This window comes from Sorangiineae bacterium MSr12523, from assembly GCA_037157775.1.
GTDB classification, from domain to species: domain Bacteria; phylum Myxococcota_A; class Polyangia; order Polyangiales; family Polyangiaceae; genus Pendulispora; species Pendulispora brunnea.
This window is the reverse complement of sequence record CP089982.1, coordinates 4151790-4167496: the sequence shown is the minus strand read 5'-3', so window position 1 is coordinate 4167496 and position 15707 is coordinate 4151790. Positions and strand designations below refer to the sequence as shown.

15 protein-coding genes are annotated in these 15707 nt (G+C 65.9%); 11 read left to right on the top strand and 4 right to left on the bottom strand.

What is annotated here, in order from left to right; all coding sequences use genetic code 11:
* Positions 1-6: 6 nt before the first annotated feature.
* A complete protein-coding gene (locus tag LZC95_16815) occupies positions 7-435 on the bottom strand; it encodes a hypothetical protein (protein WXA98488.1) in 429 nt (142 codons plus the stop codon).
* 91 nt (positions 436-526) lie between these two features.
* Here LZC95_16815 and LZC95_16810 point away from each other — a divergent pair, with 91 nt between their 5' ends.
* A complete protein-coding gene (locus LZC95_16810; protein ID WXA98487.1) occupies positions 527-1231 on the top strand; it encodes a hypothetical protein in 705 nt (234 codons plus the stop codon).
* 485 nt (positions 1232-1716) lie between these two features.
* Here the strand turns inward: LZC95_16810 and LZC95_16805 are convergent, their stop codons facing one another.
* Positions 1717-2313, bottom strand: coding sequence for a hypothetical protein (locus tag LZC95_16805; GenBank protein ID WXA98486.1), 597 nt, complete (start codon positions 2311-2313; stop codon positions 1717-1719).
* Here LZC95_16805 and LZC95_16800 point away from each other — a divergent pair.
* The 3 genes from LZC95_16800 (at position 2303) to LZC95_16790 (ending at position 4583) form a co-directional block, all read left to right on the top strand.
* The gene (locus LZC95_16800; protein WXA98485.1) at positions 2303-3013 is read left to right on the top strand and encodes an FHA domain-containing protein; all 711 of its coding nucleotides are present in this window, start codon (positions 2303-2305) and stop codon (positions 3011-3013) included. The genes LZC95_16805 and LZC95_16800 overlap by 11 nt on opposite strands.
* Positions 3010-4224: a Stp1/IreP family PP2C-type Ser/Thr phosphatase gene (locus LZC95_16795; protein ID WXA98484.1), complete on the top strand. Its 1215-nt coding sequence runs from the start codon at positions 3010-3012 to the stop codon at positions 4222-4224. Before LZC95_16800 ends, LZC95_16795 begins: the two co-directional genes overlap by 4 nt.
* A 62-nt stretch (positions 4225-4286) precedes the next feature.
* Positions 4287-4583, top strand: coding sequence for a hypothetical protein (locus tag LZC95_16790; protein ID WXA98483.1), 297 nt, complete (start codon positions 4287-4289; stop codon positions 4581-4583).
* A gap of 3 nt (positions 4584-4586) precedes the next feature.
* Here the strand turns inward: LZC95_16790 and LZC95_16785 are convergent, their stop codons facing one another.
* The gene (locus LZC95_16785) at positions 4587-6053 is read right to left on the bottom strand and encodes a protein kinase (GenBank protein ID WXA98482.1); all 1467 of its coding nucleotides are present in this window, start codon (positions 6051-6053) and stop codon (positions 4587-4589) included.
* A gap of 286 nt (positions 6054-6339) precedes the next feature.
* Here LZC95_16785 and LZC95_16780 point away from each other — a divergent pair, with 286 nt between their 5' ends.
* From LZC95_16780 to LZC95_16750, 7 genes are all read left to right on the top strand, one after another.
* Positions 6340-6600 carry an ATP-dependent Clp protease adaptor ClpS gene (locus tag LZC95_16780; protein ID WXA98481.1) on the top strand — a complete coding sequence of 87 codons (261 nt, stop codon included), beginning with the start codon at positions 6340-6342 and terminating at the stop codon, positions 6598-6600.
* Between the two features lie 2 nt (positions 6601-6602).
* The gene (clpA, locus tag LZC95_16775; GenBank protein WXA98480.1) at positions 6603-8993 is read left to right on the top strand and encodes an ATP-dependent Clp protease ATP-binding subunit ClpA; all 2391 of its coding nucleotides are present in this window, start codon (positions 6603-6605) and stop codon (positions 8991-8993) included.
* A gap of 46 nt (positions 8994-9039) precedes the next feature.
* Positions 9040-9525 (top strand): universal stress protein, encoded by a 486-nt coding sequence (locus tag LZC95_16770; protein WXA98479.1) that lies wholly within the window; start codon positions 9040-9042, stop codon positions 9523-9525.
* A gap of 95 nt (positions 9526-9620) precedes the next feature.
* A complete protein-coding gene (locus LZC95_16765; protein WXA98478.1) occupies positions 9621-10169 on the top strand; it encodes a universal stress protein in 549 nt (182 codons plus the stop codon).
* A gap of 38 nt (positions 10170-10207) precedes the next feature.
* Positions 10208-11242: a PA0069 family radical SAM protein gene (locus LZC95_16760; protein ID WXA98477.1), complete on the top strand. Its 1035-nt coding sequence runs from the start codon at positions 10208-10210 to the stop codon at positions 11240-11242.
* 26 nt (positions 11243-11268) lie between these two features.
* Positions 11269-13302, top strand: coding sequence for a M1 family metallopeptidase (locus LZC95_16755; GenBank protein ID WXA98476.1), 2034 nt, complete (start codon positions 11269-11271; stop codon positions 13300-13302).
* 11 nt (positions 13303-13313) lie between these two features.
* Positions 13314-14330, top strand: coding sequence for a hypothetical protein (locus LZC95_16750; GenBank protein WXA98475.1), 1017 nt, complete (start codon positions 13314-13316; stop codon positions 14328-14330).
* Here the strand turns inward: LZC95_16750 and glgA are convergent.
* Positions 14236-15696 (bottom strand): glycogen synthase GlgA, encoded by a 1461-nt coding sequence (gene glgA, locus LZC95_16745; protein WXA98474.1) that lies wholly within the window; start codon positions 15694-15696, stop codon positions 14236-14238. The genes LZC95_16750 and glgA overlap by 95 nt on opposite strands.
* Positions 15697-15707: the final 11 nt, after the last annotated feature.

Sequence of the window (15707 nt, the reverse complement as noted above, 5' to 3'; positions counted from 1 at the left end):
GGACGATCAGTCCTCGTCGTCCTCTTCTTCTTCCTCTTCGTCGCCGTCTTCGTCGTCGTCATCTTCGTCGAGGTCTTCGTCCTCGTCTTCGTAGTCGACGTCTTCGTCTTCGTCTTTTTCGTCCTCTTCTTCCTCTTCTTCTTCCTCGGACGAACCCTTCTTGTCGAACTTCACGTCGATACCGACGTCGCCAAGCTGGGTGTCGAGAAGCTCGAAGAGCTCGTCGATGTCATCTCCTGACCACTCATCGAGCATGTCGGTCAGGAATTCGAAAAAGTCGCCGTTGTCGAGCCTGCGCTCGATCTCTTCTACTTGTTCTTCGGTGAACGCTTCGAGGAGGTCCTCGCGCAACGTCTCCGTGTCGCCTTCTTCGATGGCATCGGCAGCCGATACCCGAATTTGTTTAACAGCACGTTTATCGAGGTAGATCTCCATGGCGCCCCTGAACGGTGGGATGAATGGGCGAATACTGGAAGGCGTTGGGCGCTGTCAATAACGTCCCAAAGAGTTATCCTCAAAAACGGGCATGCGATACGTCACCTGCTTTACCTGCTTTGCGGCGGCGATCGCCTTCGCCTCCCCGTCCGTTGCCAGCGCCCAAGAGGGAAACCCCAAGAAAACCGAAGCCGGAAGCGATGCCCCAATAGGCGGGCACGAGCTTAGCATCTCCGAGCTGACCGCCCAGGCACCCGCGCCACCTCCACTTCACGTTCCATACCTGCAGTACGGTGTGTCGTTGGCGGGAGAGTTCGTCCTCTCGCCCGGTCCCATCTGCGGCACGACCGCCGAGACGGCATGCGTGCTCGGGACCGGCGGCGGCGTTGGCGTGCGCGTCGGCGTCCGCACGGCCGGGCGCGTGTACATCGGCGGGGCCTACGAGTTCTCCAAGCAGGATTCCGACAGCCTTTACCGCCTGGCCATCCTGCAACAGGCCCGTGCCGAGTTCCGCTACTACCTCGACACGGGCCACGACATCGAGCCGATGGCGCTCGCGGGCGCCGGGGTAGCCGGCTATGGCAACGAATGGGGCATCGATACCGGCGGCCCGCTCGGCTTCCTCGGGGTCGGCATCGAGGTTCAGATCACCCGGCGCACGGTGGTCGGGCTCGCGCTTTCCTATCGCGGCGTCTACCTGGGACCCTTTACCGACTCGAGCGCTACCCGGCGTGAGGGGGGCGTCGCCTCGTTCCTGGGGCTCGACCTCATCCTCGAGGCCCGCGATCCACTTTGACGAGACAACTGCCACTGGGCGGCAAAAGAGGCGAGGCCTGACGAGACCTCGCCAGACCTGAGGGGGGGACGTTTGCCCCGCCGTAGCGGCCAGGCCATGGAGTCTCTTGACGGATCCGCTTCCGGGGTGGTCCCATCGGCCAACTTGAACTGCGGAACGTGCGGGCGGGAAAATCCAAGCCATCTGACGTTCTGTCAGGACTGTGGGGCTCGTCTTGCGCCGCGGATCGTTCCACCGACTCCGCCCGTCGGACTCACCCGCAACGGCCTGACAGGGGAAGGCACGGATCCATCACCGTCGGGATCCAATGCGGGCGTAGCTCTTTACGATCTTCCGAAGCGCCGTCCTTCGGTGCCGGAGTTTCAATTCGGTCCACCGCGTGAGCCGTCCTCCGGCTCCTCCGGTTCCGCGCCCGCTGCCGACGATGCATGCCCCAACTGCGGGGCGCAGAACCGGCCGGGCTCCCGCTTTTGCATCACGTGCGGTCACGTGCTGCTCGCCGAGGCTTCATCGACATCGTCGAATCCGTCGGCGCCCGCCATCGCGCCGATGCCGATGCTGGCCATCGGCACCACGCCCAAGCCGGAAGATCCGCCGCCACCGCCCACACCAGACGTCACGGCGAAACCTCCCGCGAGCGGAAAGTCATGCCCGCGTTGCCGCGCCACGTGCGACATCTCGGCGGCGTTCTGCAAGTACTGCGGCGCCTCGCTGCAGCAGGAGACCGCCGCCGACCCGAAGCCGTCAGGATCGGCCCCGGCCCAGGTCCCGCCCACGCCGCAGGTCCCCCCGCGCGTGAGCAAACCCGCGCAACCTTCGGCCGTGCCGGCGTCCAGCAATCCGGTCATCCCCGCCAACCCGGTGACCGCACCGATGCCGAGGCCCGTCGTCCCCGCCCCGGCCCCGGGCCTCATGAGCAGCGCCCCCACGGCGCCGCCCCCACCGCCGGATGCCCCGCCGCCAGCCGTCGCCGCGAGCCCCGCAGCCCCCGCGAGCCCGAGCAAGCCCACGGTGATCGCCGCCCCCGCGGGCAAGAAAAAGGACCAGAAAGAGCGCGAACCGCGCGGCCGCTTGGTCATCATCGCCAAGGATGGCGGCGAGGGGCAGAGCTTCCCCATCTTCGATAACTTGGACGTCGGCCGCAGCGAAGGAGACGTCATTCTCGGGGACGATCGCTACCTGTCACCGCGCCATGCGCGCCTGTTCTGGCAGCGCGATGAGCTTGTTTTGCGCGATCTCGGGAGCACCAACGGCGTCTTCCTCCGCATCACCAAGAGCCAAAATCCCCATATGGCGCAGCCACTTCAGGACCAAGATTTGATCCTGATAGGACAACAGGTGATAAGGTTTGAAATCGTGAAGGATGCAGAGGAAGGCCTCGGCCCGGCCATGCAGCACGGCACGCTGCTGTTCGGAACCCCGGCGGCACCCCGATATGCACGCTTGTGCCAGCGGACCGTCGAAGGGGTGACGCGCGACGTCTTCCATATCCGGAAAGCCGAAACCGTGCTCGGCCGAGAATCGGGGGACATCGTCTTTACAGAGGATCCGTTCCTCTCCCGGCGGCACGCGATCATCAAACTGGATCCGGTGCGTAAGACGTTCACCATCGGCGATCTGGGGTCGTCCAACGGGACGTTCCTTCAGATCCGCGGCGACGCGACCCTCAAGTCGGGGGACGAATTCCGCATCGGCCAACAGTTGTTCCGCGTCAACCTCAGCCAAGAGACCAGGTCGCCCCAAGCATCGGGTCTCGAAGGCGCGCCCAAGTCCGTGTCGTGACCCAATCCGAGACACCCATTCCCGCAAATCCGACGGAACAGGGGGGTGGAGCGTCCGAGGAGGCCACCAGCCGGGGCCCCGTCCATGTTCGCGTCTTCGCCCGCACGGACGTGGGACAGGTGCGTGAGCACAACGAGGACAACTTCCTCGTCGCCGACCTGACGAAACGCTCGCGCGGCCTGCTCGAGGCCAACCGCGATTGCGAGGTGGGCATCCACGGAAGCCTCTTCGCGGTCTGCGACGGGATGGGTGGCGCCGCCGCCGGTGAAATCGCCAGCCAGCTCGCCGTCGACATCATTTACGAAAAGATGCTCGAGGGGCTCGACCCCGCCGTGGTCATCGAACGCGACGAGCTCGCGCGCCGCCTCGTGCGCGCCGTCGAAGCTGCGGGCCTTCGCATCTTCCAAGAGGCCAAGGTCGATCGCACCCGCCGCGGCATGGGCACCACCGTCACCGCCGCCGCGCTGGTCGACGATCACATGTTCCTCGCGCAGGTCGGCGACTCGCGCGGCTACATCTTGCGCGGCGAGCAGCTCATTCAGGTCACGCGGGACCAATCCTTGGTGAACCAGCTCATCGAAGCCGGGCAACTCACCGAGGAGGAAGCGGAGACCTTCGAGCACAACAACATCATCCTGCAGGCGCTGGGCACCGCCGACTCCGTCCAGGTCGACCTGACCTACGTCGAACTGCGCCAAGGTGACGTGCTTCTCCTCTGCTCGGACGGCCTCTCCGGCATGATCCGCTTCGAGGAGATCCGCGAGGTGTTGCGCACGTGCCCCGAGCCCATCGACGCGTGCAAAGCCCTCACGGAGCGCGCGAATCAGGCCGGTGGGCACGACAACATCACGGTCATCATCGTCCACTTCGACGGCGAAGGACTGAAGACGGTGGACGCCGAGGGCGAGAGCCTTCGCTACCGTAAGTACGCGGTCCCTGAGGATCCGAACGACGCCACCACCCCAGGCCGCCGCTCCACCGATCCGGGCCGCGATCCGAGCGCCCCTCCCCCGGACGGCGTCTTGTCCATCCCCCCCGCCGCGGGCGACAAAATGGCGGGCTGGCAAGAGCAGGGTCCGCATGCCCACCTCGAAAATGGCGAGGAGCGCATCGAGATCCCGGGGACGCACATCCCAACGTGGCTGGTGGTCACGCTGATCGTGAGCGTCATCGCCATGCTGGCCGGCGCGGCCATCGTGCTGCTGCGTTGATCAAGTAGAAACCTACCAGCGTAACCTATCGACTGGCTTTCATGCTATAGATTCGCCCGGCGATGGCAGACGGGGAAATTCCGACCGCAACGCGGCCTCAGAAGCTCCATAGTGCAACGCACACGGTCCTCTTCGAGGAAGTGGCGGGCGAGAGCACCCGTTGCGATGTGTGCAACCAGATTTTGTCAGGTGCTGAAGACACCGATCCCGATGGGTACGCCGTCGGCGGCAGCGGGCTCTATCTCTGGACCCGCGGCGACGAAGTTCGCTACGAGGAGCCGCCGCTTTGCGGTCGATGCGGCACGGCCATCGGCGTGATGGCCCTCGCGCAGTGGGACCTCGAAGAAGACGAAGGCTGACGGCTATTTTTTTTGAGCCGGCTTTCCCGAGGCCGCCGAGGCATCGGGCAGGTTCGGCGTGGGCACGGGTGTCGTCGGCGGCTGAATCGGCACGGGTCCCGTCGAAAGAATGACCGAAGGCGACGTTCGCCGCGGCAGATCGTCGCTGCGGTGCACGCTCGGCGGCCGCCCGATCACCGGATCTTTGGACGCGTAGGCCACGACCACCACGATGCCCAGCACCACGGCGATCACCGTGAGCAGGATCCCGATGATCTTCGTCGCGAGCATCCCCTTGTCGCGCGGCGCTTGCGCAGTCGCTGGGAAGGCCGGCACGGTGGTCGGCGCCGTCGTGTTCTGCTGCGGATATTGCCCGAATCCCTGCGCCGCCGCGTAATGCTGCTGCCCGTGGTACGTCCCTGGCGGCGGCCCGTAGCCCGACATCGACCCTGACATCGGGCCCGACATCGAATTCGCCAGGTGCGGCGGCGGCTGCATGATCATCGAAGGCGTCGCTTGCACGGCCGCAAGCGGCTGCGTCCCGGTCTTCAGCGGTGGCCTCGGATGCTGCGTGTGCATCGCTTCCGTCGCGTGAACGCGCGCCGGCGGCGGCGGCGTCTCATTTGCCGGCATCAAGGCCGTTGCGCCCTTTCCCGTGTGGCGCACGGGCTCCGGAAGCAACATGGGCTGCGACTCCGCAGGCTCCGGCACCCGGCTCAAGCCGAGCGAGACCGACAGAGCATCGGTCAGCTCCCGCGCGCTCTGAAAGCGCAACGCCGGATCGCGCGCCACGGCGCGGGCCCACCAGTCGTCGAACGCACGCGGAAGATCCGGCGCCGCCTGCGACGGGATCGGAATGTCGTCCTTGAGGATCTGCACCAAAATTTCGCCGAGTCCTTTTCCGCCAAACGGAAAGCGCCCGGTAAGGCAGCGAAAAATGATGACGGCGAGCGACCAAAGATCGCTCCGATGATCGACGGCCTTGCTGCCCTGTGCCTGCTCCGGGCTCATGTAGTGCGGGGTGCCCAGCAAGGCGCCCACGCGGGTGAGACCTTCGACGGCTTCGTCGACGCTCTTGGCGATGCCGAAATCGAGCACCTTGACGATTTCGCGGTCGTCATCACGAACGAGGAAGATGTTGTCCGGCTTGAGATCGCGATGCACGATACCGGCCGCGTGCGCCTTCGTCAGCGCGCGGCTGACTTGCTCGACGATGGGGAGCACCTCGGATGCCGACAGACGACCGCGCGCCTTCAACCTTTTTCCGAGATCTTCCCCGACGAGAAGCTCCATCGCGATGTACGGCCGTCCTTGGCATACACCGTGGTCCAAGACCTGCACGACGTGCGGGCTCCGCAATTGTGCGGCCGCCTTCGCCTCACGTGCGAACCTCGCCTGCGTCTCCGCGTGCCCTACGAACTCGCTATCGATGAACTTGACCGCGCACGGAATGTCCAGACTGAGAAGCGTCGCCTCCCAAACCGAACCCATCCCACCCCTACCAAGAAGTCGATTAAGTCGGAACCGTCCCCCTATGACTTCATTTTCTGCGAGCGGTCGCATCGAGCCTTTCGATTATCCGAGCAATTTACAGAAGCCACAAGTGGCTGCCCTTGATCCAGCAGGCCTTGCGCATCGTTCCAGGAGAACCGAAGTTGGGGGCGCCATGTGGGTGGTCGCGTCCGAACCCAAAAAACCGCAAAACCCGGGTCCGCCGCAAGGACCGGGAGATCCAGGCGAATCTGGACAATCCGACGTCGATGTGGACGAGAGGACTTTGCCGACGACCGTTCGTCGCTACAAAGTTGTCTTTCACAACGACGACTACACAACGATGGAATTCGTGGTCGACTGCCTCATGACCTTCTTCCACAAGAGCGAAACGGAAGCGACGCACGTCATGTTGACCGTGCACCGAAAAGGGAGCGCCGTTGCAGGAATCTATCCGCGCGAAGTCGCAGAGACGAAGGTTGAGCAAGTGATGGATCACGCACGCAAGCACGGGATGCCGCTGCTTCTCACCGCGGAGCCCGAGTGACCATGCGCATCAGTCCGGAAGTCGAAATTGCCCTGACCCTGGCCGCCAACGAAGCGGCCCGCCGTCGTCATGAATACGTGACGCTCGAGCACTTGCTGTACGCGCTGCTCTTCGACGACGCGACCGCCCTGGTCGTGCGCCACGCCGGGGGCGACGTTTCGCGCCTGAAAAAGCAGCTCGAACGCTACCTCGACGACAAACTCGAGCCGCTGCCCGAGGGTGCATCGGCCACGCCCACGCCCGCCCTTGGCGTTCAGCGCGTCATCCGCCGTGCGCTGCAGCACGTGCAGTCGTCGGGCAAAGAAGAAGTCAAAGGCGCCAACGTCCTGGTCGCCGTTTTTGCCGAGCGCGAGTCGTTTGCTGCGAGCTTGCTCGAACAATCGGGCGTCACCCGGCTCGATGTCGTGGCCTACCTTTCCCACGGCGTCTCCAAGCTCGACGAGCCGGACGACGCACGCGATACGGGTGGCGATGCAGGCGATGGCGAAGCGCCGGAGGCCTCTCCCGGCGAACCGGGAGGCGCACGCCCATCGCGCGATCCGCTCAAGGCGTATTGCATCAACTTGAACGAGCAGGCGCGCGAAAACCGCATCGATCCGCTCATCGGCCGCCAGCGCGAGGTGGACCGCATGGTGCAAATCCTCTCGCGCCGCAAAAAGAACAACCCGCTGCTCGTCGGCGACGCCGGCGTGGGCAAGACGGCCATCGCCGAAGGCCTCGCGCTGAAGATCGAGCGCAAAGAAGTGCCGCCCGCACTTCAGGACGCCAAAGTTTTCCAGCTCGACATGGGCGCGCTGGTCGCGGGCACGCGCTTCCGAGGCGACTTCGAGGAGCGCATCAAGGCCGTGGTCAAGGCGCTGGGCAAGGTCGAGGGCGCGGTCCTCTTCATCGACGAAATCCACACCATCGTGGGCGCCGGCGCCACCAGCGGCGGCAGCATGGACGCGTCGAACCTGCTCAAACCGGCGCTGGCCTCGGGCCGTTTGCGCTGCATCGGCTCGACCACGTTCGAAGAGTTCCGCCAGCATTTCGAACGCGATCGCGCGCTCGCGCGGCGCTTCCAAAAGGTGGAAGTGCTCGAGCCCAGCGTCGAGGACACGGTGAAGATCCTTCTCGGACTGCGCACGCAGTACGAAGACTTCCACAACGTGCGCTACGCGGATCCGGCCATCGAAGCCGCCGCGCAATTGGCGGCGAAGCACCTGCACGACAAAAAGCTGCCCGACAAGGCGATCGATCTCATCGACGAATCGGGCGCCAGCGTGAAGCTTTCGCACACGACGACGTCGATGTTCTCGGAGACTGCCACGCCGGCGAAGGACAAAGAATCCCCGGCGGAGCGCCCGGTGGTCCACGTGAGCGACGTCGAGACCGTGCTCGCACGCATGGCGCAGATCCCACCGCGCGAGGTTTCCACCAGCGACAAGGATCGGCTGAAGAACCTCGAGCACGAGCTCAAGGGGGTCATCTTCGGACAAGATCTGGCCATCGACCAGCTCACCAGCGCCATCAAGCTGTCGCGGGCGGGGCTGCGCAGCCCGGAAAAGCCCATTGGGTCGTTCCTATTCACCGGCCCCACCGGCGTCGGCAAGACCGAGGTCGCCAAGCAGCTCGCGAAGATTCTCGGCATCGCGTTCATTCGCTTCGACATGAGCGAGTACATGGAGCGGCACACCGTCTCGCGTTTGATCGGCGCGCCGCCCGGCTACGTCGGCTTCGATCAGGGCGGTCTTCTGACGGACGCCATCGCGAAGACGCCGCACGCCGTGCTCTTGCTCGACGAAATCGAGAAGGCCCACGGCGACGTGTTCAACGTGCTCCTCCAGGTGATGGACCACGGCAAGCTGACCGACAACAACGGCAAATCCAGCGATTTCCGCCACGTCATCTTGCTCATGACGAGCAACGTGGGCGCGCGCGATCTGGCGCGGCGTCAAGTCGGCTTCCACGGTGGCCGCGACGTGGGCGAGGCCGATCGCGAGTTCAAGCGGATGTTCAGCCCCGAGTTCCGCAACCGGCTCGATGCGCGCATTCCGTTCGATTCGCTCTCGCCCACCATCATGGGCCAGGTGGTCGACAAATTCGTCGTCGAGCTCAACGCGCAACTCGCCGAGCGCCAGGTCACGCTGTCCATCACGGGTGCGGCAAGGGATTGGCTCGCCGAGAAGGGCTACGATCCCGAGAACGGTGCGCGTCCCCTCGCCCGGGTCATCCAGGACGAGGTGAAGCGTCCGCTCAGTGAAGAGCTGCTCTTCGGCAAGCTCGAACACGGTGGCAAGGTTCAGGTCGACGCCGAAGACGGCAAGTTGGTCCTGCGCTACGAAGCCGCTCCGCCCGAAGTTGCTCCCAAGGCAGACCCCGGATCGGGCGCCGCGCCCGAAGCCCTGAACTAGCGCGGGCTTAGCCCATGCTGGCGTAGCCCATGCAGGACATGCGGCTATGCTCGCCCTCCGCAGGATTCTCGTTCCGGTCGATTTCACCGAAAGCTCGGACCGTGCGCTCGACTATGCGATCGAGCTGGCGGCGCCGTTCGATGCTTCCGTCTTCGTGATGCACGCGTACGAGGTGCCGGTGTACGGCTTTCCGGACGGCGCGTTCATCGCCAACGGTGACGTGGCGGCGCGCATCAGCACCGCCGCGCAAAAAGCGTTGGATGCTCTGGTGGACTCTCGCAAAGAGAAAGGCGTTCCGCTCAAGGCGATTCTCCGCACCGGCGTTGCGTGGGAGGAGACGAACCACGTGGCCGACGAGCTGGCCGCCGATCTCATCGTGATCAGCACCCACGGCCGGCGCGGCCTTGCGCGCGCCCTCTTGGGAAGCGTGGCCGAGAACATCATCCGCACGACGCCGCGTCCGGTGCTCGTCATCCACGGGCACCGCGACTCGTCGGCGTGGCAGGTGGCGGAGCGCGTTTCACGACCTTGACGTCCTTCACGTTTGTCCTGACTCGCGCTCGAGCCGGGGCAATTTTCCCCACTGTGGCACGTGCCAGCACGTCGATCCGACAAGAGGTGGCCGTCATGCACACCATCGAGAGCAACCACGCGTCGCCCGCATCCACACGCCGGCTCGCCGACGACGAGTTGACGACCATCGTCGTCGGACTCGACTTCTCCCTTCACGGCGAGGACGCCCTCTGGTTCGCCGAGAACCTCTCGCGCGCCAACCCAAAGGCCACCCTTCATCTCGTCCACGTGGTCGCCCCACCGGTGGGTGTCGTCGGCGTTCTCGGCGCCCCCATCGATGCCTCGGCCCCGGTCGCGGGCACGCTCGATCGCGCCCGTGCCGAGCTGGAAAGGATCTGCTCCAGCGTCCCGGTCTGGCTGGAGGGCCGCGTCGTGGCCCACGTTCGCACCGGCGACTCGGCCCGCGAGATCACCGCCCTCGCCCGCGAGCTCGACGCGGACCTCATCGTCGTCGGCACCCACGCCCGCACCGGCCTAGGCCGCGTCTTCCTGGGCTCCTTGGCCGAGAGCATCAGCCGCCACGCGCCATGCTCGGTGCTGATTGCACACGAGATGCGCCCGCGCACGAACGCGCCGCCCACGAGCAGCCCCGCTTACCGCTAAGCTGGACACTGTACATACGTACAGTTATCCTGGGAGCGATGCGCCCCCTCCCCATCGCGAACCCGCCCAATCCCTGGTCATCGACCGAGGTTCGCTACATGGAGGGCGAAGCTCCCCACCAGGATCTGCAGGTCTTCGAAGACCACACGCGTCAAATCCTCTCCAAGAACGACAGCCCCGACGTCGGCTTCACCTGGAGCGTCAACCCCTACCGAGGCTGCTTCCACGCCTGCGCGTATTGCTACGCCCGCCCTGGCCACGAGTATTTGAGCTTTGGCGCCGGTACCGATTTCGAGCGGAAGATCGTCATCAAGCCGAAGGCACCGGAACTCCTGCGCGAGGCCTTCGACAAGCCCGCTTGGAAGGGGGACCTGCTCGCATTCAGCGGGGTGACGGATTGTTACCAGCCGCTGGAAGCGTCGTACCGGCTCACGCGGGGGTGCCTCGAGGTTTGTGCAGAATACAAGAATCCTGTGGGGATCATCACCAAGTCCCCGCTCATCGAGCGGGACGTCGACGTGCTCGTGCGCTTGAAAGAGGTTGCGCATGTGAGCGTGGGCGTGAGCATCCCGTTCTGGGATCCTGAAAAGGCGCGGGCCATGGAGCCCTACGTGGCCACGCCGCAGCGCCGCATGCGCATTATCGAGAGGCTCGCCGCGCATGGCATCCCGGTGGGGGTGAGCGTGGCCCCCATCATCCCGGGGCTGGGGGACGAGGAGATTGGCGACGTTCTCAAGGCGGCCAAGGAGGCGGGGGCCACCTCGGCAGGCTGGGTCTTGTTGCGCCTTCCTGGACCGGTGGCGCCGGTCTTCGAGGAGCGGCTGCGCGCTGCCCTTCCGTTGCGCGCCGAAAAGGTGCTGCGGCGCATCCGTGAAACCCGAGGGGGGCAGCTCTATCAATCGGAGTTCCATAAGCGCGGAAGCGGCGAAGGGAACTATGCCCAGATGATTGGCGCCCTTTTCGAGCGGACCGCAAACCGCCTCGGGCTAAACGCCGTCCCTTGGTCCAACGTGAAATTTTCGGACACCTTCGAGCGACCCGTACGAAAGGGGGCGCAACTGACGCTCTTCTAACGCTCGAAATTGGATAACCTCGCACCGTGACCGTTGCCCGTTCGCTTGCTTTCGTCCTTTGTCTCGGTGCATGTGCTCCCGGATCGTGGCCCGCCTCCGAGTCGGCCACCACGGAGTCCGGCGCCGCGGAAGCCGCAGAAGGCACTGCAAAAACGGGCCGCCCGGTGGCGGAGCCTTTTGCCGTCGACGTTCCCCTCCCCGAGCACCCGGAGGACGTCGTCGACTACACCTTGGAGGCGAAGCTCGATCCCATCGCGCACACGGTCCATGGGACGGGAACCATCAGGTGGCGCAACACCAGCGACACGCCCCAAACGGAGCTTTGGCTTCACCTTTATTTGAACGCCTTCAAGAACGAAAAGAGCGTCTTCATGCGCGAGCCCGTCGGCGCAGGGGCGCGCGGCGGCACCATCCCCGAAGATTGGGGCTACATCGACGTGCGCCGCCTGGCCTTGCGCGGCGACACGCCGGAAGGCACCGTGGATCTGTGGCCGCAGGCGGAGCTGCACCGCCCGGATGACGAAGACGAAACCGACGCACGCGTGCCGTTGCCTGGCCCGGTGGCGCCGGGGGAAACGATCACCTTGGAGGTCACGTTCGACGACAAGCTGCCCACCATCGTCGAGCGCACCGGCTACCACGACTCGTTCCACATGGTCGCGCAGTGGTTTCCCAAGATCGCGCGGCTCGAGAAAGACGGGCGCTGGGCGCACTTTCCCTTTCACCACCTGGGCGAGTTCTACGCGGATTACGGCACCTACGACGTGACCCTGGACGTCCCCGAGGCCTTCCTGCTCGGCGCCACCGGCACGGCCACCGAATCGCGCATCGAGGGCGGTCGCCGCATCGAACGGCACGTCCAGGCCGACGTGCACGACTTTGCCTGGACCGCGTGGGACCGCTTTCAGACGATGCGCGACACCATCGAAGGCGTGGCGGTGACCCTGCTGTACCCGCCGGCGCTCGAGTACATCGCCTCGCGCCAGATGGCCGCCCTGCGCTTCACGATTCCCTACTTCAACCAACGCTACGGGCGCTATCCGTACCCGCTGTTGACGGTGGTCCACCCACCGCGCCGCGCGCAAGAAGCCGGCGGCATGGAATACCCGACGCTCATCACCACCGGCGCTCCCTGGTATGGCCCGCCCGGCGTGAGCTCCGCCGAGAGCATGGTGATCCACGAGTACGGCCACGAGTACTTCTATGGGCTTCTGGCCAGCAACGAGGTCAAGTGGCCCTTCCTCGACGAAGGGCTCAACTCCTTCGCGCAGCAAGACGCCCTCGATGCGTACCTCGGCGTGGGCTCGCTGGCGGACGTGTTTGGCTTCAAAGTGAGCGACGTCACCACGCAGGCCGTCTTCGGGAACTACCTCGCCCACGAGGAACCGGTCGCGCAGCCCGCGTATGCCTTCTCCACCGGATGGAACTATGGGGGGCTGGTCTACGCGCGCACGGCGGCCATCGTGGAGACGATTCGCCGCGTTTACGGGGACGACATCGTCCGAAAGGCCATGGGCCTGTATGCACGGAGGTGGCGCTTTCGGCACCCCACGCCCGAGGACTTCCTCGCCTGCTTCACGGAGGTGGTCGGCCAGGGCGCCTCGGAAAACCTGCGCGCGGCGCTCTTCGACAAAGGATGGGTCGACTACGAGGTCACCGATCTGGCGAGCCGCCGCAAGAAAACCGCCGCGGGCATCTACGATCGGGATGGCCACCGCGAAACGGTGGCGCAAAGCGCATTCGCCAACGACCGCTACGACGGGTGGGCGCTCATCACGCGGCGCGGGACACTGAATTTGCCCGTGGACATCGACCTCGTGCTCGAAGATGGCTCGCGAAAGCGCGTGCACTGGGATGGGCACGGGGACGACTTCCGCGTGCCCTACGACGGCAACGTCCCGCTCGAGGCCGCGGTGGTCGATCCGGAAAACCGCGTTTTGCTCGATGAAGATCGCGCGAACAACCACCGCGGCACCTTGGTATCCGCGCACATGCCCACCCGCACCTTGGAACGCACCACGTATTGGGCCGAGCTGCTCTTGCAGCTCGTCGCGCCTTAAGAACCACCGCCATGGATCGCACCACGGAATCCGCTGATTTGGTCCTGCTCGCGAACGACGCCATGCGCGCGCGCCATCGCCCCTGGATGATCCTGCTCATGTGGGCATGGGAGGCCGTCTGGGCCTTCGCCATTGCGTGGCCCATCGGGCGCATGGCCGCACGCGCCTATGGAACGCACCCCGACGGCGACGGTGTCCTCTTTCGCGCGGGCGCGCTCGAGTTGGCCGATTTTCTCATGCACGGCCAGCGCGCGCTGCCGGCCGTGGTCGGCCATATGACGGTGCTCGTGCCCGCGGCGCTGGTGCTCGGCCTCTTGCCGCTTGCCGCGCTCATGGCGTCCATGATGCACGCCACCCGGGATCGTCGTGCGCCGCGACTCCGTCAGCTTTGGCCCCACGTCCTTGGCAGCTTCACCCCCATGGCCGGGCTGCTCGTGCTCTCGGCCATCGCCATCGTCACGTCGGCTGCGGCCGTCATGGCGCTCGGCACCGCCGTCGCCGGGACGTACGCCGAGGGCCACCACGTCGGGGGCGAGCCGCGCGCGGATATGCTCGGCCTCGGCGTCACCGCGGTGGGCCTCCTCGTGCCCTGCTTCGTGGGCATCTTGCACGACATGGCGCGGGCCGCCGTGGTTCGCTTTCGCGCCAAGACGGGGCGCGCCATCGTCCTCGCGTGGAAGGCCATGGCGCTCCACCCGGTGGGCGAGTGCTGGTCCTACGTGTGGCGCGCCCTCGTATCGTGGGGACTCGTCGCCCTCGGCGCGCTGGTGGCGGCACGCCTGGGCGGCCGCCCCGGGGTGGCCCTGGTCGCGCTCTTCGTCGTGCACCAGGCCATCGTGCTCTCACGCGTGGCGCTGCGGGCGTCTTGGCTCGCCCGCGCGCTGCGTTCCCTCGACAGCGCGCATAGCTTCTCCGCGCGCCGCGAGGGGCCGGTCACGTGGCCCCCGCCGCCCCCGCCGGAGAAAGAGACCGATATACCTGTTCATAGCGACGAGCCGGCCGTTCCCATCCTCGATCAAGGCGCATGATCCGCCGCACCAGGCGAGGCCACTCCTCGCTTTCCCGCGCGGCCAGCGCCCGCTCGATGGCGTTGAGCAACGCTTCGCCGGTGGGCTCCTCGAAGACGAACCCCGTCCCCGTCTCCAGCGCCGCATCGCAATCGACCACGGTGTCGACGAGCCCGCCCGTCGCACGCACCACCGGCACCGCGCCATAGCGCTGCGCGTAGAGCTGCACCAGCCCACACGGCTCGTACCGACTCGGCACGGCGACGATGTCCGCGCCCGCGAAGATGCGGTGCACGAGCGGCTCACTCGCCGCGCGCGCGAACACCACGCGCCCGTGCGAGCGCTCCGCCTGCTGCGTGATGCGCGCCACCGTTGCCTCGTCGCCATCGCCGGCGATGACCACCACCGATTCCGTCCCGCGCAAAAGCCGCGGAATCGCCTCGAGCAGCAGATCGACGCCCTTCTGCGCAACCAGCCGGCCCACGAAGGCCACGATGCCGCCCGTCGTGTCCACCGGGAACCCGAGCTCGTGCAGCAGTGCCCCACGGCACCGCGCGCGGTTCGAGGCGTCTTCCGCATCGTAACGCGCGGCGATCGCGGTGTCCGTCGCCGGATTCCACACGGCGTAGTCGACACCGTTGACGATGCCGGTGATGGGCGCGCGCGAACGAATCACGCCCTCGAGTTGGTAGCCCTGCCCTTCGGTGACCAGTTCCTGCGCGTACGTCGCGCTCACGGTGGTGACCACGTCGGCCGAGAGGATCGCCTGCTTCAACAGGTTGGTCTTGCCATAAAACTCCAGCCCATCGACGGTAAAGCGCCCCCAGTCGAAGCCGAGCTGCGGGACCGTCTCCTTGGGGAAGACGCCCTGATGCGCGACGTTGTGGATGGTGAACACCGAGCGCGTCTTCGCGCCCTCGGGCAGCAGCTCCGGCAGGTACGCCGAAACGAGGCCGGTCGGCCAATCGTGGGCGTGCACGATGTCGAACGGCGCCCCCGAGCGAGCCCGCTGGGCCGCAATCTCGGCGGCGGCGCGCGACAGCACCGCGAAGCGCAGCGCATTGTCGGCGTAGTCCTCGCCGCGCTCGCCATACACCCCGGGGCGATCGTAGAGGCCGGGCACGTCGATCAGCACCAGGTCGATCTGCGAAGGCAGCCGCCCGTCGAACACGGTCACCTCGAAGGTGCGATCGCCCAGCGAAAACGTGAGCGGCGTCAGCCGTCGCGCGAACATGAGCCCCTGCTCGAACGCCGGAAAGCGCGGCAGCACGATGGTGACGCGATGCCCGAGCGCACGCAGCGCCTTGGGCAGCGCCGCCACCACGTCGGCAAGGCCGCCGACTTTGACGAACGGGGCTAGTTCCGTCGACAAAAAGAGGATTTCCATCGGGGCAAGCT

Excerpts from the sequence above, each read along its gene's own strand:
- LZC95_16815 (WXA98488.1), bottom strand. The coding sequence starts at position 435 with ATGGAGATCTACCTCGATAAACGTGCTGTTAAACAAATTCGGGTATCG.
- LZC95_16805 (WXA98486.1), bottom strand. The coding sequence starts at position 2,313 with ATGATGACCAAGCGGCCGCGCGGTTCGCGCTCTTTCTGGTCCTTTTTC.
- LZC95_16765 (WXA98478.1), top strand. The coding sequence starts at position 9,621 with ATGCACACCATCGAGAGCAACCACGCGTCGCCCGCATCCACACGCCGG.
- clpA (WXA98480.1), top strand. The coding sequence starts at position 6,603 with ATGCGCATCAGTCCGGAAGTCGAAATTGCCCTGACCCTGGCCGCCAAC.
- LZC95_16760 (WXA98477.1), top strand. The coding sequence starts at position 10,208 with ATGCGCCCCCTCCCCATCGCGAACCCGCCCAATCCCTGGTCATCGACC.
- glgA (WXA98474.1), bottom strand. The coding sequence starts at position 15,696 with ATGGAAATCCTCTTTTTGTCGACGGAACTAGCCCCGTTCGTCAAAGTC.
- LZC95_16810 (WXA98487.1), top strand. The coding sequence starts at position 527 with ATGCGATACGTCACCTGCTTTACCTGCTTTGCGGCGGCGATCGCCTTC.
- LZC95_16750 (WXA98475.1), top strand. The coding sequence starts at position 13,314 with ATGGATCGCACCACGGAATCCGCTGATTTGGTCCTGCTCGCGAACGAC.
- LZC95_16770 (WXA98479.1), top strand. The coding sequence starts at position 9,040 with ATGCTCGCCCTCCGCAGGATTCTCGTTCCGGTCGATTTCACCGAAAGC.
- LZC95_16790 (WXA98483.1), top strand. The coding sequence starts at position 4,287 with ATGGCAGACGGGGAAATTCCGACCGCAACGCGGCCTCAGAAGCTCCAT.
- LZC95_16785 (WXA98482.1), bottom strand. The coding sequence starts at position 6,053 with ATGGGTTCGGTTTGGGAGGCGACGCTTCTCAGTCTGGACATTCCGTGC.